Raw genomic sequence first — 19,592 nt, forward strand, 5'->3', positions numbered from 1 at the left:
TTCCTGCCGTCTTCTGTTAAGCGACTGTAAACTGAATGCTCTACACTCTCAGTTCACACCAAAAAAGGGGAAACGCGATGTCGAAGATAAAAAGCTACGCCGCACCGCAGGCGGGTGCAGAACTTGAGCTGTACGAGTACGATGCGGGCGAACTAAAAGCGGAAGACGTCGAGGTACAGGTTGATTACTGCGGGATCTGCCACTCGGATCTCTCGATGATCGACAACGAATGGGGCTTTTCCAGCTATCCGCTGGTTGCCGGACACGAAGTGATTGGCCGCGTTGCGGCGCTCGGCAGCGCCGCGCAGGACAAAGGGCTGAAAGTGGGCCAGCGCGTGGGCATCGGCTGGACGGCACGCAGCTGCGGCCACTGCGACGCCTGTATCAGCGGTAATCAGGTTAACTGCACGGAAGGCGCTGTTCCTACCATCCTCAACAAAGGCGGCTTTGCCGATAAGCTTCGCGCCGACTGGCAATGGGTCATCCCGCTGCCGGACAGCATTGATATTGAATCCGCAGGTCCGCTGCTGTGCGGCGGTATCACCGTCTTCAAACCGCTGCTGATGCACCACGTCACCGCCACCAGCCGCGTGGGCGTAATCGGTATTGGCGGTCTGGGGCATATTGCCATCAAACTGCTGCACGCGATGGGCTGTGAAGTGACGGCGTTCAGCTCCAACCCGGCAAAAGAGCAGGAAGTGCTGGCGATGGGTGCGGACAAAGTGGTGAACAGCCGCGATCCTGAAGCGCTGAACGCGCTGGCTGGGCAGTTTGACCTGATCATTAACACCGTCAACGTCGATCTCAACTGGCAGCCGTACTTTGAAGCGCTGGCCTACGGCGGTAACTTCCACACCGTGGGCGCGGTGATGAAGCCGCTGCCGGTTCCGGCGTTTACCCTGATCGGCGGCGATCGCAGCATATCCGGCTCGGCTACCGGCACCCCATATGAGTTACGCAAGCTGATGAAGTTTGCCGGTCGCACCAAAGTGGCGCCGACCACCGAGCTGTATCCGATGTCGAAAATCAACGAAGCGATCCAGCACGTGCGCGACGGTAAAGCCCGTTACCGCGTGGTGTTGAAAGCGGATTTCTGATGTGAGTTTGCCGGGTGGCGGCTTCGCCTTACCCGGCCTACTTTTGCTACTGCGCCAATATATTAAACACTTCCGCCACCGCGACCGCCCCGGGATCCATCACCCCATCCAGGTTTTCCTTGTTAACATACGACGAGCGTCCCGCTCCCGCTTTCGCCATTTTCGCCGTGGCTTCGGCGCCCTGCTGCGCAGCCTGCGCCGCCGCCTGAACAGTGCCTTTCTGTAACGCTTCCAGCGCCGGTTGCAGGGCGTCGATCAGCGTGCGATCCCCGAGATCGGCCCCGCCGTACTGCTTCATCTGCGCCAGCCCGCTCAACAGCGCATCCGGCAGGGATTGACCGTCATGCAGCTTTTGTCCGGCCGCCGTAAAGAAGATCGACATCAATACGCCGCTCGATCCGCCCATCACCGTAGCCAGCCGCTCACCCACCAGCAGGAGTAATGTCGGCACGTCGTTAAGGGGCAGGTTGTTCTCCTCCAGACGCTGCGCAATATCCCGTGCACCTTGCGCAAAGGTTGAGCCGGTATCGCCGTCGCCCACTTTGGCATCCAGCGCGTTCAGGCGATTTTCAAGCTGAATCAATGTATTCGTCACCGAGGAGACGAACCCGCCTACCTGCGGATTGTCCGAAGGAGTATATTCCACGCGGTCATAAAGGGCGCTATGTGGGACGGTACGCAGGGGCGCAAACGCGACGGGCTTCTGCCAGCCCAGCGTCTCAACCTCGGCGTGAATCGCCTTCTCAACGTAATCGTTGAGCTTTAACAGCGTCAGCGAAAAGCCTTTCATATCCAGCGCGCTCACCAGCGGCGCGGGGCCAATCAGGTAAGCGATCTCCGCTTTCAGCGCTGAATGTGCCAGCTCTTTGGTGAGCAGAGCCATCTCCAGCGCGGACACGCCGCCGAGGTTGTTGATTAGCACCGCAAAGCGTCCTTCACCCGCCTGGGCTTTCAGCGGCGTCACCAGCGTGTCAATAATCGCCCTGCTGTTTTGCGTATCCACCACCGATGCCCCCGGCTCGCCGTGAATACCCAGCCCCAGCTCCACGTGGCCCTGTTTGATCCGCCCTTCTTCGTCATCGCTCCCCGGCAGGTTGCAGGTTTGCATCGCAACGCCCAGGCTCCAGAGGTTATCGCAGGCCTGTTGCGCAATATCCCACACCTCGGTGAGCGATTTCCCCTGCTCTGCCGCATATCCCGCAATCTTGTGCACCAGCGCGGTTCCTGCGATGCCGCGCGGCTGCTTGTTATCCGGCAGGGCGATGTCATCCGCCACGATAACCATCTCCACCTTCAGGCCGTAGCGTTTGGCTTTCTCCGCGGCCAGACCAAAGTTAAGCCGGTCACCGGTATAGTTTTTTACGATCAGCAGGCAGCCACGATCGCCCGTCACCGCCACAATGGCGTTGAGAACCGCATCCACGCTTGGAGAGGCAAACAGATCGCCACACACCGCGGCGGTGAGCATGCCTTTACCGACAAACCCGGCATGCGCCGGTTCGTGGCCGGAGCCGCCTCCGGAGATCACCGCCACGCGGCTTTTATCCCAGTCGCCGCGCGCCACCACGCGGATGGCCGGATCAATATCGAGTTTGACGAGATTACCGTGCGGCGCGGAGAGGAGTATGCCTTCAATGGCGTCGTTGACAAGCTGTTTGCGGTCGTTAAAAAAGAATCTGGACATAGTTTCCCAAAAATTTGTTTACCGTATGCAAAAGCATAGTTCGCACTGGATAATGCGCCGCAAAGTGAGGAATTTACGCAGACATTTTGCCGTCAGGTTGCCTATACTCCACCCAGGACTACGAGAGGACGTGCATCATGAGTACACCATTGTTAATCGCCAGGACGCTGGAAAAAGAGCTGTTTTTACTGCCCGCGATGACGAACCGTCATGGCCTGATCACAGGCGCGACGGGGACGGGGAAAACCGTCACCCTGCAAAAGCTGGCGGAGTCATTGTCAGACATTGGCGTGCCGGTCTTTATGGCTGACGTGAAGGGCGATTTAACCGGGGTGGCTCAGGAAGGTACGGCATCAGAAAAACTGCTCGAGCGCCTGAAAAATATCGGCATCACGGACTGGACGCCGCACGGCAATCCTGTCGTGCTATGGGATATCTTCGGCGAAAAAGGGCATCCGGTGCGCGCCACCGTCTCCGATCTCGGTCCTTTGCTGCTGGCCCGCCTGCTTAATCTTAACGACGTGCAGTCCGGGGTGCTGAACATCATCTTCCGTATCGCCGACGATCAGGGGCTGCTGCTGCTTGATTTCAAAGATCTGCGCGCTATCACCCAGTACATCGGCGATAACGCCAAATCCTTCCAGAACCAGTACGGCAATATCAGCAGCGCCTCTGTCGGTGCCATTCAGCGCGGGCTACTGACGCTGGAGCAGCAGGGTGCCGAGCACTTCTTCGGCGAGCCGATGCTGGATATCAAGGACTGGATGCGCACCGACAGCAACGGCAAAGGCATTATCAACATTCTGAGTTCAGAAAAGCTCTACCAGATGCCGAAGCTCTACGCCGCCAGCCTGCTGTGGATGCTCTCTGAGCTTTACGAACAGCTGCCGGAAGCAGGCGATCTGGAAAAACCCAAACTGGTCTTCTTCTTTGACGAAGCGCACCTGCTGTTCAACGACGCGCCGCAGGTGCTGCTGGATAAAATTGAACAGGTTATCCGCCTGATCCGCTCCAAAGGCGTTGGGGTCTGGTTTGTGTCGCAAAACCCGTCGGATATTCCTGACAACGTGCTGGGACAGCTGGGTAACCGCGTACAGCACGCCCTGCGCGCCTTCACGCCGAAAGATCAGAAAGCCGTCAAGGCCGCCGCGCAAACCATGCGTGCCAATCCGGCCTTTGATACCGAAGCGGCCATTCAGGCGTTAGGCACCGGCGAAGCGCTGATTTCGTTCCTGGACGCAAAAGGCAGCCCGACAGTTGTCGAGCGCGCCATGGTGATCGCGCCCTGCTCGCGCATGGGGCCGGTGACGGACGATGAACGCAACAGCCTGATTAACCACTCTCCCCTCTACGGGAAGTATGAAGACGAGGTGGATCGCGAATCCGCGTTCGAGATGCTGCAAAAAGGGGTGCAGGCGACTGCCGAATCGCAGGAAGCGCCTGCCGCCAAAGGGCAATCTGTCGCCGTGGATGACGGTATTCTCGGCGGGCTGAAAGATATTCTGTTCGGCAGCACCGGGCCACGCGGCGGCAAGCGCGATGGCGTAGTGCAGACCATGGCAAAAAGCGCGACGCGTCAGATTACCAATCAGATAGTGCGCGGCATGCTGGGAAGTCTGCTAGGCGGCCGTCGCCGGTAGCGGGGGAACCCACGGGCGGCCCAGCGCCGACCCCTGCACACCGTGTTCACGCAGATAACGGTCAATTTCTACCATCCCCGTCCAGCGGTTCTCGCACCACAGCGGTGCCAGAAGCGTTGGGCGGCGGGCGCTTGCCGAGATACGGTGATAAACAATATCCGGCGGCGTGTGGCGAATCATCTCCCCCGCCGTCACCGTATAGTCGTCGAGTTCAATACCGCTTAACCGCCCCGCTTCCCAGGCTTTCGCCATTATGCTGCCCTTCACGATGTGCAGCGGATGCAGCTTGATCCCGTCCACGCCGGTCTCAACCACTTTTTCCAGCGTCTCCAGGCCATGCTGCTGCCCTTCTCCGGGCAAGCCGACAATCAGATGCGAACAGACTTTCAGGCCACGCTCGCGGGCGAGACGCGTGGTGCGCTGGTAGCAGGCGAAATCATGCCCGCGATTGATACGGTGCAGGGTTTTATCGTGCGCGGTCTGCAAGCCCAGCTCCAGCCAGATCTCGTAGCCCTTCTCTCTGTACTCGCTAAGTAAATCCAGCACCGCCTCCGGTACGCAGTCCGGGCGCGTACCCACGCACAGCCCGACAATATTCGCCTGAGCGACCGCCTGCTGATACATAGAGCGTAAAACCTGAACCTCCGCCCATGTGCTGGTGTAGGCCTGAAAATAGGCCAGATATTGCCTGGCACGGTTCACGAGGCTGGCCTGATGCGCGAGCTGTTCTGCGATAGATTTATGCTGCTGGGCTTCGTCAGCAAACGACGCCACGTTGCAGAACGTGCAGCCACCACGCCCGATGGTACCGTCGCGGTTCGGACAGCTAAAGCCGCCGTGCAGCGTCAGCTTATGCACCTTTTGCCCGTAACGCTGCAAAAGATCCCCACCAAACATATTGACTAATTTCTGTAACTGCATAATCTGATAGACCGTCCCGAAGAAAGGGGACAAGCCTGCCATTTTTAGCCTCTGTCGGCGATGACCTGGATCAATCGCCCAGGACGGCCTTTACCTATTTGAATAAATAATCACGATTACCGAGATTTCATTCATCCACCACGTAATTACTTTTCCTTATGTTCTGATGGTTTTTTTCATTTATAGCGCCAGGACTGAAAAACAGTGATTTTATGCGGGTTCGAACACTGCACCAGATTATTATTCTGCCATAAATCCGCATTTCAGCATGCTGCATCAATAATACCGCTTTCATATAGTGAGTCAGATCACACTCCCCTGCACCTTCCTGACGCTTTACGTGGTTGTAAAATTAGTTAAATAACCAATAAAAACAAAAGGATAATTACGCTTTAGCACATTTTTTTATAAATAAGATTGCCATTTGACCTGTGTACTAATTCCCGATAAGTTGGAAATCCGCTGGAAGCTTTCTGGATGAGCGGCCTGCTCATCATATTTATGCAGTAATTGAGATTCCCTCTGAAGCAAGTCCTCAAACTTGTTTACCTGCGCGAAAGGATGAAAAAGAGGGCGAATGCGAGGTCCGCGTATGAAACGCAAACCCCGTCGCCATGCTCTTTCTGCGCCTGTGCGCCACGGTAAAGTTCAGTGGGAAGCCCGACGAGCCTGGGGAGGTTCACTGATATGTTGTACGATAAATCCCTTGAGAAGGATAACTGTGGTTTCGGCCTGATCGCCCACATAGAAGGCGAACCTAGCCACAAGGTAGTGCGTACCGCTATTCACGCACTGGCCCGTATGCAGCACCGTGGCGCAATCCTTGCCGATGGTAAAACCGGCGACGGTTGCGGCCTGCTGCTGCAAAAACCGGATCGTTTCTTCCGCATCGTGGCGGAAGAGCGCGGCTGGCGTTTAGCCAAAAACTACGCTGTCGGCATGCTGTTCCTGAATCAGGATCCTGAAAAGGCTGCCGCCTCACGCCGCATCGTTGAAGAAGAACTTCAGCGCGAAACCCTGTCGATTGTCGGCTGGCGCGATGTGCCAACCAACGAAGGGGTACTCGGTGAAATCGCCCTCTCCTCGCTGCCTCGTATTGAGCAGATTTTCGTTAACGCGCCTGCGGGCTGGCGTCCGCGCGATATGGAACGCCGTCTGTTTATCGCCCGTCGCCGCATTGAAAAACGTCTCCAGGACGATAAAGAGTTCTACGTCTGTAGCCTCTCTAACCTGGTGAACATCTATAAAGGTCTGTGTATGCCGGCTGACCTGCCGCGCTTCTACCTGGACCTGGCGGACCTGCGTCTGGAATCGGCCATTTGCCTGTTCCACCAGCGCTTCTCTACCAACACCGTACCACGCTGGCCGCTGGCTCAGCCGTTCCGCTACCTGGCGCACAACGGCGAGATCAACACCATCACCGGTAACCGCCAGTGGGCGCGTGCTCGTACCTATAAGTTCCAGACCCCGCTGATCCCTGACCTGCACGATGCCGCGCCGTTCGTGAACGAAACCGGCTCTGACTCCAGCTCCATGGACAACATGCTGGAACTGCTGCTGGCGGGCGGGATGGATATCGTGCGCGCCATGCGTCTGCTCGTGCCGCCGGCCTGGCAAAACAACCCGGATATGGATCCGGAGCTGCGCGCGTTCTTCGACTTTAACTCCATGCACATGGAGCCGTGGGACGGTCCGGCAGGTATCGTGATGTCCGACGGTCGCTTCGCTGCCTGTAACCTGGACCGTAACGGTCTGCGTCCGGCGCGCTACGTCATCACCAAAGACAAGCTCATCACCTGCGCCTCTGAAGTGGGGATCTGGGATTACCAGCCTGACGAAGTGGTCGAGAAAGGCCGCGTCGGTCCGGGCGAGCTGATGGTGATCGATACCCGCGGCGGCCGTATTCTGCACTCTGCGGAAACCGATAACGATCTGAAAAGCCGCCATCCGTATAAAGAGTGGATGGCGAAAAACGTCCGTCGCCTGGTGCCGTTCGAAGATCTGTCTGACGACGAAGTGGGCAGCCGCGAGATGGACGACGATACCCTCGCAAGCTTCCAGAAGCAGTTTAACTACAGCGCGGAAGAGCTGGACTCGGTTATTCGCGTGCTCGGCGAAAACGGCCAGGAAGCGGTCGGCTCGATGGGTGACGATACCCCGTTCGCCGTGCTCTCCAGCCAGCCGCGCATTATTTACGACTATTTCCGTCAGCAGTTTGCGCAGGTGACCAACCCGCCAATCGATCCGCTGCGTGAAGCCCACGTGATGTCGCTGGCCACCAGCATCGGCCGTGAGATGAACGTCTTCTGCGAAGCCGAAGGCCAGGCGCACCGTCTGACCTTTAAATCGCCGATCCTGCTGTACTCTGATTTTAAACAGCTCACCACCATGACCGAGGAGCACTACCGCGCCGACACGCTCGATATCACCTTCGACGTGACCGAAACGAGCCTCGAAGAGACGGTGAATGCGCTGTGTGACAAAGCCGAGCAGATGGTGCGTAACGGCACCGTTCTGCTGGTGCTGTCTGACCGTAACATTGCGAAAAACCGTCTGCCGGTGCCTGCGCCAATGGCGGTGGGGGCTATCCAGACGCGTCTGGTCGACAAGAGCCTGCGCTGCGATGCGAACATCATTGTGGAAACCGCCAGCGCCCGCGATCCGCACCACTTTGCCGTGCTGTTAGGCTTTGGTGCGACGGCGATCTATCCATACCTGGCATACGAAACGCTGGCCCGCCTGGTAGACACCCGCGCCATCGACAAAGATTACCGCACGGTGATGCTGAACTACCGTAACGGCATCAACAAAGGCCTGTACAAGATCATGTCCAAAATGGGCATCTCGACCATTGCCTCTTACCGCTGCTCGAAGCTGTTTGAAGCGGTCGGCCTGCACGACGACGTCGCCAACCTCTGCTTCCAGGGCGTGGTCAGCCGCATCGGCGGGGCCGGTTTTGCTGACTTCCAGCAGGATCTGGTGAACCTGTCGAAGCGCGCCTGGCTGGCACGTAAGCCGCTGGAACAGGGCGGCCTGCTGAAATACGTTCACGGCGGCGAATATCACGCCTACAACCCGGACGTGGTGCGCACGCTGCAACAGGCGGTACAGAGCGGCGAATATAGCGATTATCAGCAGTATGCCGAGCTGGTGAACAACCGTCCGGCAGCGACGCTGCGCGACCTTATTGCCCTCAATCCGGGCGATGAAGCGGTCAGCGTTGACGAAGTTGAGCCTGCATCCGAGCTGTTCAAACGCTTCGATACCGCGGCGATGTCCATCGGCGCGCTGAGCCCGGAAGCGCACGAAGCGCTGGCGGAAGCCATGAACAGCATCGGCGGCAACTCCAACTCCGGCGAGGGCGGTGAAGATCCGGCCCGTTACGGCACCAACAAAGTGTCGCGCATCAAGCAGGTGGCGTCCGGCCGCTTTGGCGTAACCCCTGCCTACCTGGTTAACGCCGACGTGATCCAGATTAAGGTCGCTCAGGGTGCAAAACCGGGCGAAGGCGGTCAGTTGCCGGGTGATAAAGTCACCCCGTACATCGCCAAACTGCGCTACTCGGTGCCGGGCGTGACGCTGATTTCCCCGCCGCCGCACCACGATATCTACTCTATCGAGGATCTGGCGCAGCTCATTTTCGACCTGAAGCAGGTCAACCCGAAAGCGATGATCTCCGTGAAGCTGGTTTCCGAGCCGGGCGTCGGCACCATCGCCACCGGCGTGGCGAAAGCCTATGCGGATCTGATCACCATTGCCGGCTACGACGGCGGCACCGGCGCAAGCCCGCTCTCCTCCGTGAAATACGCGGGCTGCCCGTGGGAGCTTGGCCTGGTGGAAACCCAGCAGGCGCTGGTGGCTAACGGTCTGCGTCACAAGATCCGTTTGCAGGTGGACGGCGGTCTGAAAACCGGCCTCGACATCATCAAAGCGGCGATTCTGGGTGCGGAAAGCTTCGGCTTCGGTACCAGCCCGATGGTTGCGCTCGGCTGTAAATACCTGCGTATTTGCCACCTGAACAACTGCGCAACCGGCGTTGCAACCCAGGACGAGAAGCTGCGTAAGAATCACTATCACGGCCTGCCGTTCAAAGTGACCAACTACTTTGACTTCATCGCCCGTGAAACCCGCGAGCTGATGGCGCAGCTGGGCGTGAAGCGTCTGGTGGATCTGATTGGCCGTACCGACCTGCTGAAAGAGCTGGAAGGCTTCACCGCCAAGCAGCAGAAGCTGGAGCTGTCTAAGCTGCTGGAAACGGCTGAGCCGCATCCTGGCAAAGCGGTTTACTGCACCGAGAACAACCCGCCGTTCGACAACGGCGTGCTGAACGCGCAGCTGCTGCAACAGGCGAAGCCGTATGTGGACGAGAAGCAGAGCAAAACGTTCTGGTTTGATATCCGCAACACCGACCGTTCTGTCGGCGCGTCCCTCTCCGGCTACATCGCGCAAACGCACGGTGACCAGGGGCTGGCATCGGATCCGATTACCGCGCACTTCAGCGGTACCGCGGGCCAGAGCTTCGGCGTGTGGAACGCCGGCGGCGTTGAGTTATACCTGACCGGCGATGCCAACGACTACGTCGGCAAAGGCATGGCGGGCGGTCTGCTGGCGGTGCGTCCTCCGGTCGGTTCAGCCTTCCGCAGCCATGAAGCCAGCATCATCGGCAACACCTGTCTGTACGGTGCGACCGGCGGTCGTCTGTTTGCCGCGGGCCGTGCGGGCGAACGTTTTGCGGTGCGTAACTCCGGTGCCATCACCGTGGTGGAAGGCATCGGCGATAACGGCTGCGAATACATGACGGGCGGAATAGTGTGCGTCCTGGGTAAAACCGGCGTGAACTTTGGCGCCGGCATGACGGGCGGTTTTGCCTACGTGCTGGATGAAGACGGTGAGTTCCGCAAGCGCGTGAACCCGGAACTGGTGGAAGTGCTGGACGTTGATTCGCTGGCCATTCATGAAGAACACCTGCGCGGTTTGATTACCGAACACGTGCAGCATACCGGTTCTTCGCGCGGCGAAGAGATCCTGGCGAACTGGCCAGCGTTCTCTGCGAAATTCGCGCTGGTTAAGCCGAAGTCCAGCGATGTTAAAGCCCTGTTGGGTCACCGTAGTCGTAGCGCAGCAGAGCTGCGCGTGCAGGCGCAGTAAGGAATTCAGATGAGCCAGAACGTATACCAGTTTATCGACCTGCAGCGTGTTGATCCGCCAAAGAAACCGCTGAAGATCCGTAAAATTGAATTTGTTGAAATCTATGAGCCGTTTTCAGAAGGCCAGGCCAAAGCACAGGCAGACCGCTGCCTGTCCTGCGGTAACCCTTACTGCGAATGGAAATGTCCGGTCCATAACTACATTCCGAACTGGCTGAAGCTGGCCAACGAAGGGCGTATTTTTGAAGCCGCCGAGCTGTCTCACCAGACCAACACCCTGCCGGAAGTGTGCGGGCGCGTGTGTCCTCAGGATCGCCTGTGCGAAGGCTCCTGTACGCTGAACGACGAGTTTGGTGCGGTGACCATCGGCAACATCGAACGCTATATCAACGATAAAGCCTTCGAGATGGGCTGGCGTCCGGATATGACCGGCGTGCGTCAAACCGACAAGCGCGTGGCGATCGTCGGTGCGGGTCCGGCAGGCCTCGCCTGTGCCGACGTGCTGACACGCAACGGCGTGAAGGCGGTGGTTTTTGACCGTCATCCGGAAATCGGCGGCCTGCTGACCTTCGGCATCCCGGCCTTCAAGCTGGAAAAAGAGGTGATGACCCGCCGCCGTGAAATCTTCACCGGCATGGGCATTGAGTTCAAACTCAACACCGAAGTGGGCCGCGACGTGCAGCTCGACGATCTGCTGAAGGATTACGACGCCGTGTTCCTGGGCGTGGGCACCTATCAGTCCATGCGCGGTGGTCTGGAGAACGAAGATGCGCCAGGCGTGTACGACGCGCTGCCGTTCCTGATTGCTAACACCAAACAGCTGATGGGCTACGGCGAAACTGCTGACGAGCCGTTTGTCAGCATGGAAGGTAAACGCGTTGTCGTGCTGGGCGGCGGTGATACCGCGATGGACTGCGTGCGTACGTCCATTCGTCAAAACGCGGCGCACGTTATCTGCGCCTACCGTCGTGACGAAGAGAACATGCCGGGCTCTAAGCGCGAAGTGAAAAACGCGCGTGAAGAGGGCGTGGAGTTCCAGTTCAACATCCAGCCTCTGGGCATTGAAGTGAACGCCAACGGTAAGGTGAGCGGCGTGAAGATGGCGCGCACCGAGATGGGCGCGCCGGATGCGAAAGGCCGTCGTCGCGCGGAGATCGTGGCAGGCTCTGAGCACGTGATCCCGGCCGACGCCGTGGTGATGGCGTTTGGTTTCCGCCCTCACAGCATGGAGTGGCTGGCGAAGCACAGCGTAGAGCTGGACTCTCAGGGCCGCGTGATTGCGCCGGAAGGCAGCGACAACGCCTTCCAGACCAGCAACCCGAAAATCTTCGCCGGTGGCGATATCGTTCGCGGTTCAGACCTGGTGGTTACCGCGATTGCCGAAGGGCGTAAAGCGGCTGACGGGATCATGAACTTCCTGGAAGTGTAAGCCCCTCTGACTCCCCGGCAGAAGCATAACGCCGAACGCCGGGGAGTCTGTTTTCAGTAACCTACCCTTAGTCAACGATACCCTCTACCCCTAAAAAGCAGCGTAAATCCCGACGTAAACGTTTGCATTGTCGAAAAAAATGTATATTATGCGGCGGATTTTTTGGCCAAAATTCAAGGAGGCGTTGTGTCGCAAGATAACAATTATAGCCAGGGCCCCGTTCCTCTGGCGGCGCGGAAAGGCGTGGTTCCACTCACTTTTGTGATGTTAGGGTTAACGTTTTTTTCCGCCAGTATGTGGACCGGAGGCACGCTCGGTACCGGTCTTTCCTATAATGATTTCTTCCTCGCAGTTCTCTTCGGCAATCTCCTCCTCGGTATTTACACTGCTTTTCTTGGTTACATTGGCGCGAAAACCGGCCTCTCAACCCATCTTCTTGCGCGTTACTCGTTCGGTATAAAAGGGTCCTGGCTTCCCTCCATGCTTTTAGGCGGTACGCAGGTAGGATGGTTTGGCGTCGGCGTAGCGATGTTTGCCATCCCGGTGAGTAAAGCCACGGGCATCGACGTGAACATCCTGATTGCGGTTTCCGGCTTGTTGATGACGTTGACCATTTTTTTTGGCATCTCGGCACTGACGATTTTATCCATCATCGCCGTACCCGCTATCGTCATCCTGGGTAGCTACTCCGTCTGGCTGGCGGTGGACGGCGTGGGAGGATTGGACCACCTCAAATCCATTGTGCCGCAGACGCCGCTCAACTTTTCCAGCGCGCTGGCGCTGGTTGTAGGTTCGTTTATCAGCGCAGGCACGCTGACCGCCGACTTCGTCCGCTTTGGCCGCAATGCCAAAGGGGCCGTTCTGGTGGCGATGGTGGCATTTTTCCTTGGCAACTCGCTGATGTTTATCTTCGGTGCGGCAGGCGCTGCCGCCGTAGGACAGGCCGATATTTCTGACGTGATGATCGCCCAGGGACTGCTGCTGCCGGCGATTGTCGTTCTCGGCCTGAATATCTGGACCACCAATGACAACGCGCTGTACGCCTCTGGTCTGGGTTTCGCCAATATTACTGGCCTTTCCAGCCGTACGCTGTCGGTGATGAATGGCATTATCGGTACGCTGTGCGCGCTGTGGCTATACAACAACTTCGTTGGCTGGCTGACCTTTTTGTCGGCAGCGATTCCGCCGATTGGCGGGGTGATTATCGCCGACTATCTGATTAATCGCCGCCGCTATGCCAGCTTCGACCACGCAAAATTTGTGTCCGTTAACTGGATTGCCATTTTCTCGGTCGCCCTGGGTGTTGCTGCCGGGCACTACATTCCGGGAATTGTCCCCGTTAACGCAGTATTGGGTGGCGTCTTCAGCTATTTGGTGTTAAACCCATTCGCCAAACGTACCCTTGCTAATCCTTCGGAGGCTTCCCATGCAGAATAATTCCCTCACTATCCGTCAGGCCCGTTTGCAGGGGCAGGAAGCTTTATGGCAGATCACGATTGAGAACGGACGCTTCAGCCGTATCGATCCTCAGGAAACCGCCTCTGCGCCAGTCGGTCAGGTGCTGGACGCCGAATGCGGGCTGGTTATCCCTCCTTTCATCGAACCGCATATCCATCTGGATACAACGCAAACGGCGGGTGAACCGAACTGGAATCAGTCAGGCACCCTTTTCGAGGGAATCGAGCGCTGGGCCGAACGTAAGGCGATGCTCACCCACGAAGACGTTAAAACCCGCGCGATGCAGACCCTGAAGTGGCAGATCGCCAACGGCATTCAGTACGTACGTACACACGTTGACGTCTCGGACCCCACGCTTACGGCACTGAAAGCCATGCTGGAGGTGAAGCAGGAAGTCGCTCCGTGGGTCGATATGCAAATTGTGGCATTCCCGCAGGAAGGCATTCTTTCTTATCCGAACGGAGAAGCACTGCTTGAGGAAGCTGTACGTTTAGGGGCGGATGTCATCGGCGCAATCCCCCACTTTGAATTTACGCGTGAATATGGCGTGGAGTCGCTGCATAAAACGTTTTCTTTGGCCAGAAAGTATGACCGCCTGATCGATGTCCACTGTGATGAAATTGATGATGAGCAGTCGCGCTTCGTTGAAACCGTTGCCGCCCTGGCACATCGTGACGGAATGGGTTCGCGCGTGACCGCCAGCCATACCACGGCGATGCACTCCTATAATGGCGCGTATACGTCCCGGCTGTTTCGCCTGTTAAAAATGTCAGGCATTAACTTCGTGGCAAACCCGCTGGTTAACACGCATTTGCAGGGCCGTTTCGATACCTACCCCAAACGCCGCGGCATCACGCGCGTCAAAGAGATGCTGGAAGCGGAGATCAACGTCTGCTTTGGTCATGACGACGTTTTCGATCCGTGGTATCCGCTGGGAACCGCGAATATGCTTCAGGTTCTGCATATGGGGCTGCACGTCTGCCAACTGATGGGCTACGGGCAAATAAACGATGGGCTTAACCTGATCACTACCCACAGCGCGAAAACGCTCAATTTGCAGGACTATGGCGTGCGCGTTGGGAATTCAGCAAACCTGGTGATCCTTCCGGCAGAGAATGGGTTTGATGCCGTTCGTCGCCAGACGCCGGCACGATACTCTGTTCGCCACGGCAAGGTGATTGCCGAGACGGTGCCCAGCCAGACCACCGTGCACCTGACGCAGCCGGAAGCGGTGACGTTTAAGCGCTAATTCTGGGTTGGAAACCGCGTGGCAAACGTCATCGCGTACATAAAGATATCCTCACGGCGGAGCTAACGGCCTGCCGTTTTTTCCAGCAGATTAACTTTTGCTTTTGGCTAAAGCGCTTTTATCGCCGCCAAACGGGACGGCTCCGCTGAAAGGTTTACCGTCGATGGCGTCGTGGGTTCGAATCGCCTCCGGCCGCAGCCAGCGCTGAACGCGGGACGGCATATCCAGCCCAATCAGCAGGACCACCACAAAGGTCAGGCCGAAGGAGAGCGAGCCCAGGGCTGTGCCCAGCGCCATATTCTGCGACAGCAGCGCGCCAATCACCGGGGCGATCGCCCCGCCCAGCGCCCCGACGTTATAGGTAAAGCCCAGACCCGCCGCACGCTGGTCGGTTTCATTGCAGTCCGGTGCCATTGAAGGAAAACGCTGCATCATAGCACAGGAAATTAGAGGGGGCGAAAAGGGGCAAAAAGCAAAACAGGCCCGTCGGGCCTGTTTGTTTATTTCACAACGCGCAGTGCGGGACGACCACCGCGCGGTGGCGGTTCATCATCCGGACCCTCGTCGTCGTCCTGACGATCGGGCTTGTCGCCATCAATCACCGACATGACCGGGTCGCTTTCGCGTTCATCGGATGCGTCATCGTCATTCAGGCTGGCGACCTCTTCATCATAAGCCGCTTCCGGCTCGAACATGGTGCCTGCACCGTTTTCTCGGGCATAGATAGCCAGAACCGCAGCCAGCGGAACGGAAACCTGACGCGGGACGCCGCCGAAACGCGCATTAAAGCGCACTTCGTCGTTAGCCAGCTCCAGATTACCCACTGCACGTGGCGCAATATTCAGTACAATCTGTCCGTCACGTGCGTATTCCATTGGAACCTGCACGCCCGGCAACGTCACATCCACAACCAGGTGCGGCGTGAGCTGGTTATCCAGCAGCCATTCATAGAAGGCGCGCAGCAGATACGGACGGCGTGGGGTAAGTTGTGACATTTCCACAGTCATTAGCCTCGGCCGAGACGCATTTCGCGCTCCGGTTCAGTTAAGGATGCCAGGAAAGAGTCGCGCTCAAAGACGCGCGTCATGTAGCCTTTCAGCTCTTTCGCGCCCGGGCCGCTGAACTCCACGCCCAGGGTTGGCAGACGCCACAGCAACGGCGCCAGGTAGCAATCTACCAGGCTGAACTCGTCGCTCAGGAAGAACGGTTTTTGACCAAATACCGGCGCAATCGCCAGCAGCTCTTCACGCAGCTGTTTACGCGCAGCATCTGCTTCTGAAGAGGAACCGTTGACGATAACGTTCATCAGCGTGTACCAGTCTTTCTCGATACGCTGCATGTACAGGCGGCTTTCACCACGCGCAACAGGATAAACAGGCATCAGTGGCGGATGCGGGAAACGCTCATCCAGGTATTCCATAATGATACGGGATTCCCACAGGGTCAGCTCGCGATCCACCAGCGTCGGTACGCTTTGGCTCGGGTTGAGATCGATCAGATCCTGAGGCGGGTTATCCTTTTCCACATGCTCGATCTCAAAACTGACACCCTTCTCGGCCAGCACGATACGAACCTGATGGCTATAAATGTCAGTAGGACCAGAAAACAGCGTCATTACCGAACGTTTGTTGGCAGCGACAGCCATGAAAACCTCCAGGTATATTCAGAATTTTTACTGCTACCGGCCCAACGGGGCCAGCCAGATGAAGTATCGCCCATCCCAGAGAAGACACATTGTTCAAGAATCGAACAAAAATCGAGTATTCACCGATATTTGGGCAGAAAATTGGATGATAGTTTACCAGATTTTGATGGCTTTGTGGTGAGGGGATGCCGGAAATGTGGAAAAAGAGAAGATATATGAAATGTTACTGTGGATAACCTGCGCATTATCCATAAAAAAACCCGCCGAAGCGGGTTTTTCGCCAATCGTTCTGCGTAAGCAGAATGGATTAACGTTTGGAGAACTGTGGACGACGACGTGCTTTACGCAGACCCACTTTCTTACGTTCAACCTGACGAGCGTCACGAGTAACGAAGCCAGCTTTACGCAGTTCAGAACGCAGGGATTCGTCGTACTCCATCAGAGCGCGGGTGATACCGTGACGGATCGCACCTGCCTGACCGGAGATACCACCACCTTTAACGGTGATGTACAGATCCAGTTTTTCTACCATATCAACCAGTTCCAGCGGCTGGCGAACTACCATGCGGGCAGTTTCGCGACCGAAGTACTGTTCCAGAGAACGCTGGTTAATTACGATTTTACCACTGCCCGGTTTAATGAAAACGCGAGCTGCGGAACTTTTGCGGCGACCAGTGCCGTAGTATTGATTTTCAGCCATTGCCTATAATCCCGATTAGATGTCAAGAACTTGCGGTTGCTGTGCCGCGTGGTTGTGCTCGTTGCCTGCGTAAACTTTCAGTTTACGGAACATAGCACGACCCAGCGGGCCTTTTGGCAGCATGCCTTTAACCGCGATTTCAATCACACGCTCAGGACGGCGGGCAATCATCTCTTCAAAGGTCGCTTCTTTGATACCACCGATGTGGCCGGTGTGGTGGTAGTACACTTTGTCAGTACGCTTGTTGCCGGTAACAGCAACTTTGTCAGCGTTCAGAACGATGATGTAATCACCGGTATCAACGTGCGGAGTGTATTCCGCTTTATGCTTACCGCGCAGGCGACGAGCCAGTTCAGTAGCCAGACGGCCCAGAGTTTTACCGGTCGCGTCAACAACATACCAGTCGCGCTGTACGGTTTCTGGTTTAGCTGTAAAAGTTTTCATTAAAAGCTTACCCAAATAATAAGTTACACGTTGGTGAACACCCAAACGTTTAGTCAGTTGAGGTTCACACGACAAAGTCCGGCAAACCTACCCCTTCGAATAGCACATGCCGACACATAGAAAGTTTCGGGAAAAAAACCTTCTCGTAACGTGGGGTCGCAAGATTATAGAGAAGTTGAGGTCAAAGATCGACCCTTAAATGTGATTTGGAATGGGTTTTTCGAGACGGTGGAAAATGCCGGGTGGCGGCTGCGCCTAACCCGGCTTACATGGTTCCCGTCTCAAGGAGAGGGTAGCATTTATAGCATATGCTCACGCTTGAGGTACTCTTCGCTCTGCATCTCTTGCAGGCGCGACAGGCAGCGCTGGAACTCAAACTTCAGGCGCTCGCCCTGATAAATCTCATATAAAGGTACTTCGGCGCTGACCACCAGCTTAACGTGGCGCTCGTAAAACTCATCTACCAGCGCAATGAAGCGGCGCGCTTCGCTCTCCATGAGCGGGGTCATGACGGGCACATCCCACAACATAACGGTATGGAACAAACGCGACAGCGCAATGTAGTCATGCTGGCTGCGGGCATCCACGCAGAGCGTTGCAAACGAGACGGCCAGCGTCTGGTTCTCAACGCCCAGCGTCGGCAACGGACGATGGTTAATCTCCAGCGCTGGGGCGTTATCTCGCGGCGCCCCTGCCAGCGCCAGCCACAGTTTATCCATCTCGCGGGAGGTGTCGGCGTTCAGCGGCGAAAGCCACAGGTGCGCCTGCGTCAGCGTGCGCAGACGATAATCAACACCGGCATCGACATTCATGATGTCGCAATGCTGTTTGATAGCATCAATGGCCGGCAGGAAACGCGCCCGCTGGAGACCATTGCGATAAAGCTCATCCGGTGGGATATTTGAGGTTGCCACCAGGGTGATCCCACGCGCAAACAGCGCTTTCATCAGCCCCCCCAGCAGCATGGCGTCCGTAATATCGGAAACAAAGAATTCGTCGAAGCAGAGCACGTCCGTTTCCGCCTTGAAGCGATCGGCCACGATCTCCAGCGGGTCGGTTTCGCCCTGGAGCGCCGTCAGCTCTTCATGAACCCGCAGCATGAAACGGTGAAAGTGCAGACGCTGCTTACGTGTGCCGGGCAGGCTCTGGTAAAACATATCCATCAGCCAGGTTTTACCCCGTCCAACGCCGCCCCACATATATAAGCCGCGAACCGGTGCGTTTACCGGCGGCTCTTTTTTACCCAGCAAACGGCCAAATGCCGCCTTCAGCCCGCTGCTCTGCGCCGCATCGGCGGGTTTCGCCAGAAGTTCCTGATAAATCGTGTTCAGGCGGTTAACCGCTTCACGCTGGACATCATCCGGCTGGTGGGTGCCCTCACTCAGGGCCAGTTGGTAACGCGATGAAGGGGACAGGTTTTGCATGATGTTGTTGTTATTCCTTTAGTTAAACCTCACCAGCGCGCGCGGCTGATGAAAAAAAGGCCGTTCTACACTACGCGATGATACGTCAGGATTCCACTTCTGCGGAAATAGCGGTTATAGTGGCATAATCAGGCACAGGCAGGAGCCGAGCCAACACCCTACGGAACAACAAGACAACGGGAGAAGTTCATGACCTGGGAATATGCGCTAATCGGTTTAGTCGTCGGCATCATCATCGGTGCTGTGGCCATGCGTTTCGGTAACCGCAAATTGCGTCAGCAGCAGTCACTGCAATACGAACTGGAAAAGAACAAAGCCGAGCTGGAAGAATATCGTGAAGAGCTGGTCAGCCACTTTGCCCGTAGCGCCGAGCTGCTGGACAACATGGCGACAGATTATCGCCAGCTCTATCAGCACATGGCGAAAAGCTCCAGCAGCCTGCTGCCGGAAATGACCGCAGAGACCAACCCCTTCCGCAATCGTCTGGCGGACTCTGAAGCCGGTAACGATCAGGCACCGGTTCAGATGCCACGCGACTATTCAGACGGCGCGTCCGGCCTGCTGCGCGGTGGTGTAAAACGCGATTAATCGCAAAACCTGAATAAATTTTACGGGCGCACCTCATGCGCCCGTCCTTTCTTCCCGTCCCCAGCTATTATTTACTCAATCACCTCATTGTTCAGCGGTTGAAAATTCAATAACATCAAGATGTTTTTGGGGCCGTTCTTTTTCATTCCAGGATACGAGAGTCAGC

At 56.9% G+C, this 19,592-nt stretch carries 14 protein-coding genes and 1 pseudogene; 7 read left to right on the plus strand and 8 right to left on the minus strand.

Annotated features, from left to right (window positions below):
- The first annotated feature begins 77 nt into the window (after positions 1–77).
- Positions 78–1,097: an NADPH-dependent aldehyde reductase Ahr gene (gene ahr, locus E0L16_RS17225; protein ID WP_063867558.1), complete on the plus strand. Its 1,020-nt coding sequence runs from the start codon at positions 78–80 to the stop codon at positions 1,095–1,097.
- Positions 1,098–1,143: 46 nt separating this feature from the next.
- Here the strand turns inward: ahr and E0L16_RS17230 are convergent, their stop codons facing one another.
- The gene (locus E0L16_RS17230; RefSeq protein ID WP_131637524.1) at positions 1,144–2,781 is read right to left on the minus strand and encodes a dihydroxyacetone kinase subunit DhaK; all 1,638 of its coding nucleotides are present in this window, start codon (positions 2,779–2,781) and stop codon (positions 1,144–1,146) included.
- A 137-nt stretch (positions 2,782–2,918) separates the two neighbouring features.
- On the opposite strand from E0L16_RS17230, the gene E0L16_RS17235 reads away from it, so the two are divergent.
- Entirely contained in the window at positions 2,919–4,421 is a 1,503-nt protein-coding gene (locus tag E0L16_RS17235) for a helicase HerA-like C-terminal domain-containing protein (RefSeq protein WP_131637526.1), read from the plus strand.
- On the opposite strand, the gene mnmL is transcribed toward E0L16_RS17235, so the two are convergent.
- Positions 4,401–5,342 carry a tRNA modification radical SAM protein MnmL/YtqA gene (gene mnmL / locus E0L16_RS17240; RefSeq protein WP_131637556.1) on the minus strand — a complete coding sequence of 314 codons (942 nt, stop codon included), beginning with the start codon at positions 5,340–5,342 and terminating at the stop codon, positions 4,401–4,403. The genes E0L16_RS17235 and mnmL overlap by 21 nt on opposite strands.
- A gap of 687 nt (positions 5,343–6,029) precedes the next feature.
- Here mnmL and gltB point away from each other — a divergent pair.
- From gltB to E0L16_RS17260, 4 genes are all read left to right on the plus strand, one after another.
- Positions 6,030–10,490, plus strand: coding sequence for a glutamate synthase large subunit (gene gltB, locus E0L16_RS17245; RefSeq protein WP_131637528.1), 4,461 nt, complete (start codon positions 6,030–6,032; stop codon positions 10,488–10,490).
- Between the two features lie 9 nt (positions 10,491–10,499).
- On the plus strand, positions 10,500–11,918 hold the full coding sequence (gene gltD, locus E0L16_RS17250) for a glutamate synthase subunit GltD (protein ID WP_063451012.1): 1,419 nt from the start codon (positions 10,500–10,502) through the stop codon (positions 11,916–11,918).
- A 186-nt stretch (positions 11,919–12,104) separates the two neighbouring features.
- Entirely contained in the window at positions 12,105–13,355 is a 1,251-nt protein-coding gene (gene codB / locus E0L16_RS17255) for a cytosine permease (RefSeq protein ID WP_112791866.1), read from the plus strand.
- Positions 13,345–14,625, plus strand: a complete 1,281-nt coding sequence (locus E0L16_RS17260) for a cytosine deaminase (RefSeq protein ID WP_131637530.1) — start codon at positions 13,345–13,347, stop codon at positions 14,623–14,625. The genes codB and E0L16_RS17260 overlap by 11 nt, the downstream gene beginning before the upstream one ends.
- A gap of 90 nt (positions 14,626–14,715) precedes the next feature.
- Here E0L16_RS17260 and E0L16_RS17265 read toward each other — a convergent pair.
- From E0L16_RS17265 to zapE, 6 genes and pseudogenes are all read right to left on the minus strand, one after another.
- A pseudogene (locus E0L16_RS17265) lies at positions 14,716–15,021 on the minus strand (MFS transporter); the annotation flags it as partial.
- A gap of 104 nt (positions 15,022–15,125) precedes the next feature.
- Complete coding sequence (gene sspB / locus E0L16_RS17270; RefSeq protein WP_063867931.1) at positions 15,126–15,626, minus strand: ClpXP protease specificity-enhancing factor; 501 nt, start codon at positions 15,624–15,626, stop codon at positions 15,126–15,128.
- A 5-nt stretch (positions 15,627–15,631) separates the two neighbouring features.
- Entirely contained in the window at positions 15,632–16,270 is a 639-nt protein-coding gene (sspA, locus tag E0L16_RS17275; protein ID WP_014071978.1) for a stringent starvation protein SspA, read from the minus strand.
- 307 nt (positions 16,271–16,577) lie between these two features.
- Complete coding sequence (rpsI, locus tag E0L16_RS17280) at positions 16,578–16,970, minus strand: 30S ribosomal protein S9 (RefSeq protein WP_003860436.1); 393 nt, start codon at positions 16,968–16,970, stop codon at positions 16,578–16,580.
- Between the two features lie 15 nt (positions 16,971–16,985).
- Complete coding sequence (gene rplM, locus E0L16_RS17285) at positions 16,986–17,414, minus strand: 50S ribosomal protein L13 (protein ID WP_006178824.1); 429 nt, start codon at positions 17,412–17,414, stop codon at positions 16,986–16,988.
- A 299-nt stretch (positions 17,415–17,713) separates the two neighbouring features.
- Complete coding sequence (zapE, locus tag E0L16_RS17290; protein ID WP_131637532.1) at positions 17,714–18,838, minus strand: cell division protein ZapE; 1,125 nt, start codon at positions 18,836–18,838, stop codon at positions 17,714–17,716.
- Positions 18,839–19,027: 189 nt separating this feature from the next.
- Between zapE and zapG the strand changes: the two genes are divergently transcribed.
- Complete coding sequence (zapG, locus tag E0L16_RS17295) at positions 19,028–19,426, plus strand: Z-ring associated protein ZapG (protein WP_003860432.1); 399 nt, start codon at positions 19,028–19,030, stop codon at positions 19,424–19,426.
- Positions 19,427–19,592: the final 166 nt, after the last annotated feature.

Origin of the sequence: Enterobacter quasihormaechei, from assembly GCF_004331385.1 — a bacterium.
Lineage (GTDB): Bacteria > Pseudomonadota > Gammaproteobacteria > Enterobacterales > Enterobacteriaceae > Enterobacter > Enterobacter quasihormaechei.

Bases quoted from the DNA above. Each gene is read 5' to 3' on its own strand.
- ahr (WP_063867558.1), top strand. From the start codon at position 78: ATGTCGAAGATAAAAAGCTACGCCGCACCGCAGGCGGGTGCAGAACTT.
- E0L16_RS17230 (WP_131637524.1), bottom strand. From the start codon at position 2,781: ATGTCCAGATTCTTTTTTAACGACCGCAAACAGCTTGTCAACGACGCC.
- E0L16_RS17235 (WP_131637526.1), top strand. From the start codon at position 2,919: ATGAGTACACCATTGTTAATCGCCAGGACGCTGGAAAAAGAGCTGTTT.
- mnmL (WP_131637556.1), bottom strand. From the start codon at position 5,342: ATGCAGTTACAGAAATTAGTCAATATGTTTGGTGGGGATCTTTTGCAG.
- gltB (WP_131637528.1), top strand. From the start codon at position 6,030: ATGTTGTACGATAAATCCCTTGAGAAGGATAACTGTGGTTTCGGCCTG.
- gltD (WP_063451012.1), top strand. From the start codon at position 10,500: ATGAGCCAGAACGTATACCAGTTTATCGACCTGCAGCGTGTTGATCCG.
- E0L16_RS17260 (WP_131637530.1), top strand. From the start codon at position 13,345: ATGCAGAATAATTCCCTCACTATCCGTCAGGCCCGTTTGCAGGGGCAG.
- sspA (WP_014071978.1), bottom strand. From the start codon at position 16,270: ATGGCTGTCGCTGCCAACAAACGTTCGGTAATGACGCTGTTTTCTGGT.
- rpsI (WP_003860436.1), bottom strand. From the start codon at position 16,970: ATGGCTGAAAATCAATACTACGGCACTGGTCGCCGCAAAAGTTCCGCA.
- rplM (WP_006178824.1), bottom strand. From the start codon at position 17,414: ATGAAAACTTTTACAGCTAAACCAGAAACCGTACAGCGCGACTGGTAT.
- zapE (WP_131637532.1), bottom strand. From the start codon at position 18,838: ATGCAAAACCTGTCCCCTTCATCGCGTTACCAACTGGCCCTGAGTGAG.
- zapG (WP_003860432.1), top strand. From the start codon at position 19,028: ATGACCTGGGAATATGCGCTAATCGGTTTAGTCGTCGGCATCATCATC.